The 12399-nt window shown below is 44.1% G+C and carries 12 protein-coding genes; 3 read left to right on the top strand and 9 right to left on the bottom strand.

Features of this window, described 5'->3' with window-relative positions:
• Window positions 1-83 precede the first annotated feature (83 nt).
• Window positions 84-1016: a LysR family transcriptional regulator gene (locus ACYX4N_RS09245; protein ID WP_476056432.1), complete on the top strand. Its 933-nt coding sequence runs from the start codon at window positions 84-86 to the stop codon at window positions 1014-1016.
• Window positions 1017-1020: 4 nt separating this feature from the next.
• On the opposite strand, the gene ACYX4N_RS09240 is transcribed toward ACYX4N_RS09245, so the two are convergent.
• Both ACYX4N_RS09240 and ACYX4N_RS09235 read right to left on the bottom strand, forming a co-directional pair.
• Window positions 1021-2532, bottom strand: coding sequence for a S10 family peptidase (locus tag ACYX4N_RS09240; protein WP_476056431.1), 1512 nt, complete (start codon window positions 2530-2532; stop codon window positions 1021-1023).
• A gap of 313 nt (window positions 2533-2845) precedes the next feature.
• The gene (locus ACYX4N_RS09235) at window positions 2846-3442 is read right to left on the bottom strand and encodes an acyl carrier protein phosphodiesterase (protein ID WP_476056344.1); all 597 of its coding nucleotides are present in this window, start codon (window positions 3440-3442) and stop codon (window positions 2846-2848) included.
• A 196-nt stretch (window positions 3443-3638) separates the two neighbouring features.
• Between ACYX4N_RS09235 and miaE the strand changes: the two genes are divergently transcribed.
• Both miaE and ACYX4N_RS09225 read left to right on the top strand, forming a co-directional pair.
• Window positions 3639-4421, top strand: a complete 783-nt coding sequence (miaE, locus tag ACYX4N_RS09230; protein ID WP_476056343.1) for a tRNA isopentenyl-2-thiomethyl-A-37 hydroxylase MiaE — start codon at window positions 3639-3641, stop codon at window positions 4419-4421.
• 210 nt (window positions 4422-4631) lie between these two features.
• Window positions 4632-5231, top strand: a complete 600-nt coding sequence (locus ACYX4N_RS09225) for a Yip1 family protein (protein ID WP_476056342.1) — start codon at window positions 4632-4634, stop codon at window positions 5229-5231.
• Between the two features lie 84 nt (window positions 5232-5315).
• Here the strand turns inward: ACYX4N_RS09225 and purF are convergent, their stop codons facing one another.
• The 7 genes from purF to truA all read right to left on the bottom strand — a co-directional run bounded on the left by purF (window position 5316) and on the right by truA (window position 12258).
• Window positions 5316-6839: an amidophosphoribosyltransferase gene (purF, locus tag ACYX4N_RS09220; protein ID WP_474857062.1), complete on the bottom strand. Its 1524-nt coding sequence runs from the start codon at window positions 6837-6839 to the stop codon at window positions 5316-5318.
• A gap of 14 nt (window positions 6840-6853) precedes the next feature.
• On the bottom strand, window positions 6854-7342 hold the full coding sequence (locus ACYX4N_RS09215; RefSeq protein WP_179983818.1) for a CvpA family protein: 489 nt from the start codon (window positions 7340-7342) through the stop codon (window positions 6854-6856).
• Between the two features lie 157 nt (window positions 7343-7499).
• Window positions 7500-8120: an SPOR domain-containing protein gene (locus ACYX4N_RS09210; protein WP_476056341.1), complete on the bottom strand. Its 621-nt coding sequence runs from the start codon at window positions 8118-8120 to the stop codon at window positions 7500-7502.
• 45 nt (window positions 8121-8165) lie between these two features.
• A complete protein-coding gene (folC, locus tag ACYX4N_RS09205) occupies window positions 8166-9497 on the bottom strand; it encodes a bifunctional tetrahydrofolate synthase/dihydrofolate synthase (RefSeq protein WP_476056340.1) in 1332 nt (443 codons plus the stop codon).
• Window positions 9497-10342 (bottom strand): acetyl-CoA carboxylase, carboxyltransferase subunit beta, encoded by an 846-nt coding sequence (gene accD, locus ACYX4N_RS09200; protein ID WP_474807436.1) that lies wholly within the window; start codon window positions 10340-10342, stop codon window positions 9497-9499. The genes folC and accD overlap by 1 nt, the downstream gene beginning before the upstream one ends.
• Window positions 10343-10623: 281 nt before the next feature.
• Window positions 10624-11436 (bottom strand): substrate-binding periplasmic protein, encoded by an 813-nt coding sequence (locus tag ACYX4N_RS09195; protein WP_476056339.1) that lies wholly within the window; start codon window positions 11434-11436, stop codon window positions 10624-10626.
• 27 nt (window positions 11437-11463) lie between these two features.
• Window positions 11464-12258: a tRNA pseudouridine(38-40) synthase TruA gene (gene truA / locus ACYX4N_RS09190; RefSeq protein WP_476056338.1), complete on the bottom strand. Its 795-nt coding sequence runs from the start codon at window positions 12256-12258 to the stop codon at window positions 11464-11466.
• Between the last annotated feature and the right edge of the window lie 141 nt (window positions 12259-12399).

Below are 12399 nucleotides of genomic sequence, written 5' to 3'. Positions count from 1 at the left end.
AGACAATATGTTAATCATACTCTTGATTAAATTTAGATAAACATCACAATACAAGAAACATTATCAAATAGTTTTTGAATATTATGCTTCTCGATGACTTGAATGTAGTAATAAAAGTTGCTGAATTTAGAAACATTACTGCAGCAGCAACCCATTTGAATATGCGAACAGCAACGGCAAGTGCTGCGGTTAAACGTGTTGAGCAAGCACTTGGCGCTGAATTGTTTGTTCGCACAACCCGATCGCTTAGGCTTTCTTCTGCAGGTGAACGTTTCCTTCCCACTTGTGAGCAAGCAATGTCAATGCTGACAACCGCCAAGCAGAACTTGAAAGGTGATACCGGCGTTATTGAAGGTGAACTAAGGTTAGGTTTATCGTCTGATTTGGGGCGCAATGTCATTGCGCCTTGGCTTGATGATTTTATGGAAGAGCATGAGAAAATAAGCGTTAAGCTCAATTTGAATGACAGTAATATCGACTTCTATCGCGACCCAATCGACTTAGCTTTACGTTATGGTTCGCCTGACGATGCCAGCGTCTATGGCTTTAAAATCTGTGACGTTCCACGCTTGCTTGTTGCTTCTCCATCTTATATCAACACCTACGGTGCGCCTGAAGAGTTTGATGACTTACAAGCACACAGCGGGCTTTTTTATCAGCTGCACGATAAAGTGTATAACGAATGGGAATTCGTACACGACGATAAACCAATAAAGATAAAAATGCAGGGCATCAGGACAGCTAATGACGGTGAAATGGTCAGAAGATGGGCTGTAGCAGGGAAAGGAGTCGCCGTTAAATCAAGTTTAGATATCTGCGACGACATCATAAATGGTCGGCTTGTGACCTTGTTGCCAGACTACCAACCCAAACCCACGCAACTTTGGCTAATATGCCCAAGCCGCCAGTCTATTACACCAGCGGTTAGGCTATTAAGAGATATGCTAAAAGAGCGCTGCGCTGAATATTTAGCGCAGCTCAAAAAAGCAGGTGCGCTGATTACACACTGCGATTAGCTGTTTACTTTCGGTGATACATGGCAGGTGCACCTTTGCTCGGTGTGCTTGCGTTAATGAATTCACGTAGGTCTTGGTTAGACTGTTTTAAGTCATCGCGACGCAGGTACATCATGTGTCCGCTGCGATACCCTTTGAAGCTTAAACGGTCTTTTAGCGTGCCACTTTGATCTAGCTGCCACATAGTATATTTAGCATCGAAGTAATTCGTGGCACCGTCGTAATAGCCAGCTTGAATCATCACGTTTAGATATGGATTTTGCGCCATGGCTAATCGCAAGTTCTCGCCCGTTTGATTATTGCTTCTATCCCACGGATGGACGTTTCCAAACATGTTGTATTTAATATCGGTTTTGTAATTTAACTCTTCACGCAAATAGTAATTAATAGCAGGCGTGAACGAGTGAAGCCATGAGGTCAGTTCAGCCCAATAGTCAGGGCGATCGCCACTTTGCTTAGCGTCTATACCCAAATAGCGACTATCTAAACGGCCTAAGGTCTTCCCTTCGTCTCGCAATAAGTCTTTCCAAAAGAAAGCGGTGCTTACATCTAGGTTGTTTTGCGCAATAGACGCCTCGCTTAAACCCGAATAGCGTGCCATTTGTTTTAGTACATCACGCTTTTCTGTATCACTAATAAAGCCACCTTTAGCGAGTGCTGGAATAAGTGTGTTGATAGTGAAGTTTTCGACTTCGGGTAATAGTTCAGTAAGGTCTTTATTTTGCAGTTCTGGTTCAAGTTTATTGTGATACCACGCCGCCGCAGCAAAGTAAGGCAGTCGATTTGCAGCTTTTACTGGCCCGTCGCGCTCAATACCAATGTCAGTTGGCGACACAAGTACAACGCCGTTTAAGTACATCCATTGGCGATTTTGAAGCTCTAATGCTAGGCCTGAAACCCGTGTTGTACCGTAACTTTCACCAATAAGATACTTAGGCGAACGCCAACGATTATTGCGTGTTACAAAAGTATTCACCCAGTCGGCCAAATAGCTAATATCCGCGTTTACGCCAAAGAACATTTTCTGCTGTTCATCCTGCGATGGCATGCTGCCGTCAGCTTTAGGCAGCACACGGCTGTACCCCGTATTTACTGGATTAACAAATACAATATCAGCAACATCTAAAATAGAATAAGGGTTAGTTTGAATACCATAGGGCTGAACCGGGTAGCCCTCATCGTCAATATTAAGAATGCGAGGGCCTGTGTAAGCTACATGCATCCACACTGATGCAGAGCCCGGGCCTCCGTTAAAAGAAATAATAAGCGGGCGCTTAGTATTTTCTTTCACGTCGGTTCGCTGATAATACGTATAAAATAAAGTGGCGACCGCTTCGTCTTTACTGTTCCAAACCGGCTGAGTACCTGTTGTCGCGCTGTATTTTACGCGTTTCCCCAGAATCTTGGTTTCATGCTCTGTTACTACACTACTATCAATTTTAATCGCACGAGCGTGGGAAGCCGAGTTCTCTTCTTGAGCTAAAACACTGGTTGTTAAACTAACAAAAGCAATCATCACCGCCGTAAGCCATGCTGATAGACGGTGGCATCTCTTAGACACTAGTACATGGTCTACCTGTGATTTGCTTTTTGAATTAACCTGACTAAATAGCAGGCTTCTTGTATTTCTATTTGATGTAAGATTATTTTTCATTTTTCTTCTTTTGTGTGTCGTTAGTTTTTGGTTTTTTAATTAGTTGAGCGCAAGCCAACCTGTTTTCCAAACAGACCTTCATTGCACCATATTGAGACTATATCGCTGTTAATAATTGAGCTTAGCAATCAACGATAGAACTACCAATTTCTTCGATACGTTTCTGTTAACGTGGCTAACCGTCATTTATATTTTCAGGGCCCCTGTCTTTTATGTGCGCAATAAGGTCTGGGAAAAACACCAGAAAGCCTTTTTCTATTTCCTTTTGATTGGCACTTATATCGTCTACTGCATTATGAAAAGTGTTCGCAAACCGAATTCGTTTTGCAACAACAGAAATGGCCTTAGCAATGCCCTCTTCTTTGGCATAATCATCAAACCAATCGTGGGTGATCATGTGCCCTACGCTATGCTGCATTGCTCTTGGCATACTGGGCAGCCTCTGTTCTAGCAGGGAAAAGCTTTGTTCTCGAAATTCGTTAAAGCTTTGCGATGTGAACGTCGACCAATGCTTTATCAGCAAGTGATCGAAGTAGATATCTAGTGCCACGGGCGCAAAACGCCGGCGGCTTTTATCAAACAGTTTTTTTGCAGCCAAAACACTGTCGTGACTATCCGTAAACTTATCTACTTCGTAGTGGTTTTTAAGACCTAGCTGTACTGCTTTTCCATATGTGCTTATATCAACGCCACGCCTAAAATCGCCAAGTAAATTACCAAAGTGGGAGTCTGCAGTAGGGCGTGCTAAAAAAAGATGGGCAAGGTAATTCATTTTGTAATTTAATGGCCTCGATTTTAAGTTGTAACGGCTTGCGGGTATCAAGTAAAATTGACGCTCAGTTCAGAAGCATCGAATTTGGATAGCCTCAGTCTACAGCGCAGACATCTGCCTTGCCGACACTACCGTTGAAAGTATGACAAATTCAAATGTAACTGAAAATTCGTAGCACTTAAAACCGAGTTTCAACATGTCTGTAATATCTTCCTCTGAAGTCACGTCTCTCCTGTCACCCGTCAATGATTTTTTACATTGCGAGACACCACAGTCATGGATAGACGAAGCGCAGAAAGAAGAAAACCTTCGGGTTATCCTTACCGATCACTTAATTTGCGAGCTTAAAGCAGCACAATCGGCTATGTACCTGCTTCGTCGCTATGTGGCTGATGATGAAACAAGTAAGGTACTGCTGGGCTGGCTGAAGCCCTATGAAGATTTCACCTACCGCCATGAGGGCGATTGGCAATCACTAAATACTAAGCACCTGTCTAAAAGCGTGTTTAATGTTGAAGGTTTAGATCCGTTTAAAAAAGACATGTTAGATAAGATGGTTATGCTTATTAAAGAAGAGCTTCATCATTTTTATCAAGTACTCGAAATTATGCACGAGTTAGGCTTTGAATATAAATCGGTGACATCAAGCCGTTACGCCAATGGATTGCTACGTCACGTACGCACTTACGAACCTGAAAAGCTTGTCGACAAGCTCATTTGTGGTGCCTACATTGAAGCGCGCTCCTGTGAACGTTTTGCCAAACTTGCGCCGTATGTTTCCGAAGATTTAGGCAAGTTCTATGTGTCGCTGTTGCGCTCTGAGGCCAGACACTTTGAAGACTACCTAACGCTGGCTGGGCAAATCGCTAAAACTGATATTTCAGAGCGCGTTGCACACTTTGGAGACGTTGAAAGATCATTGATTGAAAGCGACGATGACGAATTGCGTTTCCACTCAGGAGCACCACGCTTAAGTTAACGCTTTGCATCCGTTTATAAATTAATCAATTTATATTGACGGCTTTGCTTTTCTGCTGCACACTCAGATTGTAAACATATTGTTAATGGCAGTGTTTGACGCCTTGCGTCGTGTTCGTGTTTTCCTGATTTTACGGTTTGTCCGTGTGTTTACCCTGCCTCGCAACAATATTTTTTAAAATAATAACGTTGGTGAACAAGGCAGGACATTATGATTTTGAATCATCTAATTGGTATTTACATTCACCCAAGAGAAGAATGGCAAACCATTGATACTAAACACGAAACCTATTTTTACGCGCTTACCCACATTGCTTTTATTGCACTTATTCCTTCCCTCGTAGCCTATTATTCTAGTGCGCATACTGGGTGGAGTATTGGCGCAGGAGACGTAATACGACTAAGTGAAAATACCGCCATCATGATGGGTATCGGCATGTATTTTGGCTTAATTGCCGGTGTTGTAGCGCTGGCGGTGTTAATTCATGAGTTGGCTAAAGCGTTTGATGCAACGCCAACGTATACCCAGTCTTTAGAACTTGCGGCCTATACTGCAACACCATTATTTATGGTGGGCTTTGCCGGTCTTTACCCTGAACTATGGGTAGTGATGACGGCGCTGCTAGTGGGTATTAGCTACTCGGTTTATCTACTTTATTCGGGCGTACCTATTTTGATGCATATGCCAGAAGACAAAGGCTTCATTTACTCAAGTTCGGTAGTCACATGCGGGCTGGTTTTACTGGTAATTCTAATGACAGGTTCGGTGTTAGTGTGGGGGTTAACTGGCGGGCCAGTGTTCGTGCACTAGCGTTTCCAGTTCGAAACAAGTTGGATACTGAAAAGCCGCTTTAAAGCGGCTTTTCTGGTTAACTATCAGCGTATTCCAAAGATGCTAATCAGCAGCATCAATGTTATGTACATCAAGGTTACTCAATTCAGCTTGCACCACAGGTGCTTTTCTTGCTGCCTCACCCCGTGACATATCTATGCGCTCAAGATACTCTTGGTTGATATCGGCAGTGATATAGTTACCGTCAAATACTGATGTTTCAAAGCGCTGAATCGTTTCATTCTCTTCGCGTACGGCTTCAACCAAGTCAGAAATGTCTTGGAAGATAAGACCGTCTGCTTGAATAAGCTCTGCAATCTGATCGATTTCTCGTCCGTATGCAATTAACTCATTAGCCGAAGGCATATCAATACCGTATACATTCGGGAAGCGAATTTCTGGTGCCGCTGACGCAAAGTACACTTTCTTCGCACCCGACTCACGGGCCATTTCAATGATTTGGCCTGATGTAGTCCCGCGTACGATAGAGTCATCGACAAGTAATACACTCTTACCTTTGAACTCAGATGAGATTGCATTTAGCTTACGACGTACTGATTTCTTACGCATGGTTTGGCCAGGCATAATAAAAGTACGGCCAATATAGCGGTTTTTAACGAAGCCTTGGCGATAAGGCAGTTCAAGTGTGTTCGCAATTTGCAGCGCTACATCCATCGACGTTTCAGGAATAGGAATAACTACGTCGATATCAAGATCTGCCCATTCACGCTTAATTTTTTCGCCTAGCTTACGGCCCATGTTTACACGTGATGCATAAACTGAAATGCCATCAATAAAGCTATCGGGGCGTGCGAAGTAAACAAACTCGAAGATACATGGTGACGTTACCGGATTCTCTGCACACTGACGGGTATGCAATTGCCCTTCTTCGGTAATGAATACCGCTTCACCTGGCATTACATCGCGAACAAATTGGAAGCCAACTGCATCAAGTGCAACGCTTTCAGAGGCTACCATCCACTCTTCACCCAGTTCGCTCATACGCTTACCAAGCGCAAGCGGACGAATACCGTGAGGGTCACGAAAAGCCACAATACCCTGACCGATAATGGCTGCAACTACAGCATAAGCACCGCGTATTTTCTTATGAACTTTAGTTACCACTTCAAAAATGTGTTCAGCGCTTACGCTTAAGCCCGCTACCTGCTGTAGTTCGTGAGCAAGAATGTTAAGCAATAGCTCGGAATCTGAAGTGGTATTAATGTGACGGCGTGCTATGCGAAACACTTCTTCTTGCAACTCATGAGCGTTAGTTAAGTTACCGTTGTGAGCAAAGGCAATACCAAAGGGTGAGTTTACATAAAATGGCTGTGCTTCTGCAGAGCTTGACGTACCCGCGGTCGGATAGCGAACATGACCAATACCCATGTTGCCCGATAACCTTTTCATATGACGCGTATGGAAAACATCTCGAACCAAGCCATTTGCCTTACGCAAATTAAACATATTTTGGTCGATAGTCATAATGCCTGCGGCATCCTGTCCACGGTGTTGAATGACCGTTAGACCGTCGTACAGTGACTGAGCTACGGGCGTTTTACCAACTATTCCGACTATACCACACATGTGCGTTACCTATTTCAAGCGGGATTTAAGAAACTGGAGGAGTCTTTCACATAACTGAAAAACCACTCAATGATGACACCAAACTCTGGAATGAGCACCGATGCTTGCCACCAATTTGAGGAAGCGGCGCCGGTGAAGGTATCCATAAAAAAGAGCAATGCGCTAACTATCAGCACGCCACGCAGAGCACCAAAAACTATACCTAGGGCCCTGTCTGTGCCAGACAACCCCGTTGCTTGTACCAATTGGCTTATGACGTAATTGATCATGCCGCCCAGAATGAGCGTTGTAATAAATAGCGCAGCGATTGCAGCGCCGTTTTTCAAGTAAGGATCGTCAATGGCTGTAAAGTAAACGGCAAGGTCAGCGTAGAAATTACTTGAAATAAAGAGTGCAGCAAACCACACCACTAACGAGATGGCTTCTTTAACAAACCCTCTAATAAGGCTTATTAAGGTAGATACCGCAATGATACCCAGTATGGAAAAGTCTACCCAGTTCATCGTCTCTTTATTGCGTTGATGTTGCTTTTTGTGATGAAGCAACGAGCCTTTGGCGAGATGGCGCGCATTCTAACAGAAGATAGAAATATTACTAGTCTGTAATGCAATCCGTGACACTTCCTTTCAGTAAGCGTGGTTCAAGTAGAAAGAATACGCCCTACTCAACTTTGAATGTGGTGACTTTCCCTTTAAGTTTCGTGAGCTCTTTCAAATGGGGAAGTGCCGATTCCAGTTTCTTTTTGTCTAAATCAGGGCCTACGAAAACTTTATTGAGCGGGCCAGAGCTGGTTTGAATTTTACGACTAAATGCGCGATATCCAGCCTTTTCTAGCTTAGCGAGCAGTGCCTTCACGTTTTTCTCGTGACGGAAACTGCCAAGTTGAATAACCCATCCAGCATCATCATCTGCGGCGCTTTTCGTATCAACAACCGTTTGGCTCGCTAGCTCGTCCACTTCTTCAAATGCTTTTGGCACTGGCGCCTTAGCAGCAGTAGCTTGGTCAGTACTTTTGCTGTCACCAGTACTTGAAGCAACCTGCTCTTCATCTAACGCTGTTTCATCTTCAATCTCTACAGCCGGAACCGCAGCTTTCGCTACCCGCTCTGATGGGAAAGATTCAGGCTCTACGATGGGCTTTTTAGGCGGATTAGCTGGAACAGAGACAAAGGGCTCCCTGTTCGTTTGCTTTTTGCCATCAAGAAAGTCTGGTAAAAAGATAACCGCTAGGGCGACAACAATAATTGTCCCCACCAGTCTATTCTTTAATGCCGATGTCACTGTGCTCTCCTGCTTGAATACACGGTTTTACTTACAATGCGCGTGTTAGTTTTGCTCAGCAAGTACGTCTGCAACGGTAACAAAAGAACCAAAAACGAGAATAAGTTCACCAGTTTGATAATCTGCAAGCGCACGTTGATATGCTGAGGTCACGTCTTGAAACGTATCTATATTCTCTATGGTTGTGCCGGCATTAACAAGTGCATTTTCAAGTACTTCTGCACTGCAACCTCGCGGCCCACTTGTTGAAGCTAAGTACCACTTGGCGTTAAGCCCTGAAAGAGGCGCCAAGGTTTCAGCAATTGACTTATCTTTAAGCATACCCACAACAACGCGCATCTGGCTGACGTCGTAACGATTTAGCCACTCTTGCATGGCCGTAGTAGCTTGTGGATTATGGGCAACATCTACAACGACAAGAGGCGATTCGCTAATTGTCTGTTGACGACCCGGCATGGTGGTGTTTTCGATAATGTCTCTAACCACACTTTCTTCGGGCAGCAAATCTAGCAGCTCAAGTGCTGCTAATGCCGTGCTCGCATTTTGTAGAGGGATTTTAGGATAAGGTAGCGACGCGTAGCTGTTACTCTTTCCTTTCCAGCTCCACTCGCTGTAATCACTTGCCACTACTGTGACGAAGTCCTGCGTGGCCCAGCGCACATTTGCCTGTAATTCATTAGCCACATCGTAAAGCGAAGATGGCGGAAACAGCTCACCAACCACTGCATTGCCGTTTTTGCGCATAATACCCGCTTTTTCACGAGCAATTTTTTCACGTGTATTGCCAAGCCAATCCTGATGGTCAAGATCGATAGTGGTTATAACAGCAAGGTCGGGATCAATAATGTTGGTGGCATCCAATCGTCCACCTAGGCCTACTTCAAGAATGACCACATCAACAGCCCACGACTGCATCATTTTCATTGCAGCGAGCGTACCAAATTCAAAATAAGTTAAGGTGATAGGTTCGCCAGCATTGCTCTTTCGCGCACTTTCTACAAACTCAAAAGCATCGACAAATTCACTGGCAGGCGGCAGTTCGCCATTGTAACGCACCCGTTCGCGGTAATCGGTTAAATGAGGTGAGCTGTATACCGCAACACTTTTGCCTTGCGATAACATGGCTTGTTCAAGCAAGCGGCAAGTTGTGCCTTTACCGTTTGTGCCTGCAACAGTAATAACCAACGACTGACTGAGCGATAATGCCATGGCGTTAGCCACTTCTTTCACTCTGTCTAGCCCCATATCGATGGCGCTAGGATGAATAGATTCTAGGTAGGATAACCACTGGCTCAGGCTTTTTTGCGAAGCAGAAGGCGCCTTTGCGCCTTCTGTATTTGGCACTGAGCCAGGTTTTAAATTGTTTTCGTTATTCACTAATTCTTATAATGCAACTTAACCAACAAGCTGTGTAATCTATCACGCATATCTCTGCGGTCAACAATCATATCAATTGCACCTTTCTCGACAAGGAATTCACTGCGTTGGAAACCTTCAGGCAGCTTTTCTCTTACTGTTTGTTCGATTACGCGAGGGCCCGCGAAGCCGATAAGCGCTTTTGGCTCTGCTACGTTTACGTCGCCTAGCATTGCCAGACTTGCAGATACACCACCCATTGTTGGGTCGGTAAGTACACTAATATAAGGCAAGCCTTTTTTGCTCATTTTAGCAAGGGCAGCCGATGTTTTAGCCATTTGCATTAGAGACATAAGCGCTTCTTGCATACGCGCACCACCACTTGCACTAAAGCAAATAAGCGGCATATCATTTTCTAAACATGCATTAACAGCGGCAACGAAGCGAGCACCTACTACTGATGCCATTGAGCCGCCCATAAACGCAAACTCAAAGCATGCAACCACTACAGGCATACCTTTTAGCTTGCCCTGCATTACCACTAGCGCATCTTTTTCGTTAGTCGACTTTTGCGCTGCAACAATACGGTCTTTGTAGCGTTTAGAGTCTTTAAACTTAAGTACGTCTTGCGGCTCGTGCTCTGCACCTAATTCAACGCGGTCGCCATCGTCTAAGAACGCATCAATGCGACGGCGTGCAGTAATACGCATATGATGGTCGCACTTAGGGCAAACTTCCTGAAGTTTTTCCAGTTCGCTCTTATACAGCACAGCTTGGCAAGAACCACACTTTGTCCAGATACCTTCTGGCACATTACCTTTGGTTGAAGTTTGCGTGCGAGGAAGAATTTTTTGAATCCAGCTCATGGAAATTGAATCCTTTGTTTTTGTTTGCCGACCATGACGATTAATGTTTGTTCATACTTGTGGTCAACAACACATTAAATTTTTAAGTTTCATACTGTATTACAAAGAAAAAATACGTAACACAATAGAACAGCTACCTAATATAGCGCGCTATTAGACCACAATACAACGAAATGGAAAAAACAAAACTGGTCTTAGAAGTTGGCAGTCGATATCAGTAATGCTAACCGCTGTTGGCTTTTACTTAAATTATCATTGACGAGATTCATAGAATGTTGGTTTCAAGGAGCACCGTGACATGTAAGTTTTGGAAACAGATTAACACCTGAGTGACGTTCTAGCGAAAGTTGCCGTTGTCCACTTTCGACAAAGTGCTTCAGCGCACTATCTATTTTATTTTTGAGAGAGTTTAAATCAGAACGAATAACAAACACTAAACTAACCCGGCTAACAATGTTAGGAGACTGATAGAATTCTGAAGAGCAAAACACCTTGTTAAACATAACAGCACGCGCGTTGTGTTCATTCATTATCGCAAAGTCACAGCGTCCTTTCGACATCATCATAGTCATTGTAAATTGGCTACTAGAGTCAACCCTCTGAATGCTGTCTTCTTTTGTCCCAAAGAACTGCTGTAAAACGGGATAAGTAAAGCCGTATCTAGTACAAATACTAGAAGATAAGTTTTCCTCGGGCGCAAATGGCCCTTCAAAATTTGAAGTTGAGTAGATATAGCTGTCATGCTTTATCAACTCTTCGCTAAACAGAAAGTCGTTCGGTTTACTTATCCAACTTTCAGAAGATAAAAACAAATCTATCGATGACGATTTTAATAAATCTTCGCTTCTAGCACGATTCGAGTCCAAATAAACGATACGAAACTGATTCGATAGCTCATCCGAGTTAAAAAAATCGACGACTATGCCTTCATAGCGTTTTGAGTTCTCATCATAATATAAATATGGGGCAGCACCTGGTGTGTTAACCGCGAAACGTATGCTAGGGGTTTTATCTTTTATATCGGCACCGCACTCTAATGCCGTTAAACACAATAACAAACCAAAAGTTTTTGATAAAAATTGAAACGTGGTCACAATACTTCCTTGTATACATCGACAGTGCTATGTGCAATCTGGCAGAAACAGTGGTCCCAAGGGCCCTTTAGGCAAGTTATGCTCTTCAGGATAAGTGACATCTACCAGATACAAACCATTTGGCTTTGCCGTGGCTGCAGATTTACTTCTATCTTTTAGGCTTAATAAGTGAGCAATCCAATTTACATCTTGCTCTCCTGCCCCAATTTCGACAAGCGCGCCAGTGATATTGCGAACCATGTGATGCAAGAAGGCATTGGCACGGATATCTATAATCACATAGCGACCTTGGCGATACACGCTTACATCGGTCACATTGCGAAACGGCGTTTTACTTTGGCACAACGCTGCGCGAAACGACGTAAAGTCCTGTTCACCCAATAGCGCTTGGGCGGCAAGGTGCATTTTCTTCTCGTCTAATTCACGGTGAATGTGGGTAACGCCCGAGTTCAAAATTGCTGGGCGCATTTTTGCATTATGGATGACGTAGCGATAGCGGCGATGGGTAGCAGAAAAACGAGCATGAAAATCATCACTTACGTTCTTCGCCCAAGTAACAGCAACAGAGTTTGGAAGGTTTGCGTTAACCCCAAGCGTCCATGCGCGCTCTGAACGAGGAGCATCACAACTGAAGTGAACCACTTGCCCAGTCGCGTGCACACCAGCGTCGGTGCGCCCAGCGCATTGCACTTCAATAGGTTGGTTGGCTACTGTCGATAGTGCCTTTTCAAGATGCTCTTGAACACTCGGTACTTCGCGCTGGCGTTGCCAACCGTAAACTGCAGCACCGTCGTATTCAATCCCTAAGGCAATTCGCCCCATATCAGTTTTACCCCGTTTCTTAAAAGGCGCTAAGTGTAGTCATCTCGCTTACAACATGCAATGCTGCTTATAATCAAAGCCCAACTACTGCATGGCAAATAAATGCAAGTTAGTGAAATCAAAAGCGGCCTGTATATCTTA

It is taken from the genome of Alteromonas sp. ABH4_452 (assembly GCF_056311825.1).
The sequence above is the reverse complement of the archived record's forward strand: the minus strand, read 5'-3'. Positions and strand labels throughout refer to the sequence as shown.

What these genes read in the sequence shown, in the direction of transcription:
- truA (WP_476056338.1), bottom strand. Translation starts at nt 12,258, where the DNA reads ATGGGGCGAATTGCCTTAGGGATTGAATACGACGGTGCTGCAGTTTAC.
- ACYX4N_RS09245 (WP_476056432.1), top strand. Translation starts at nt 84, where the DNA reads ATGCTTCTCGATGACTTGAATGTAGTAATAAAAGTTGCTGAATTTAGA.
- miaE (WP_476056343.1), top strand. Translation starts at nt 3,639, where the DNA reads ATGTCTGTAATATCTTCCTCTGAAGTCACGTCTCTCCTGTCACCCGTC.
- ACYX4N_RS09225 (WP_476056342.1), top strand. Translation starts at nt 4,632, where the DNA reads ATGATTTTGAATCATCTAATTGGTATTTACATTCACCCAAGAGAAGAA.
- ACYX4N_RS09215 (WP_179983818.1), bottom strand. Translation starts at nt 7,342, where the DNA reads ATGAACTGGGTAGACTTTTCCATACTGGGTATCATTGCGGTATCTACC.
- purF (WP_474857062.1), bottom strand. Translation starts at nt 6,839, where the DNA reads ATGTGTGGTATAGTCGGAATAGTTGGTAAAACGCCCGTAGCTCAGTCA.
- ACYX4N_RS09235 (WP_476056344.1), bottom strand. Translation starts at nt 3,442, where the DNA reads ATGAATTACCTTGCCCATCTTTTTTTAGCACGCCCTACTGCAGACTCC.
- accD (WP_474807436.1), bottom strand. Translation starts at nt 10,342, where the DNA reads ATGAGCTGGATTCAAAAAATTCTTCCTCGCACGCAAACTTCAACCAAA.
- ACYX4N_RS09240 (WP_476056431.1), bottom strand. Translation starts at nt 2,532, where the DNA reads ATGATTGCTTTTGTTAGTTTAACAACCAGTGTTTTAGCTCAAGAAGAG.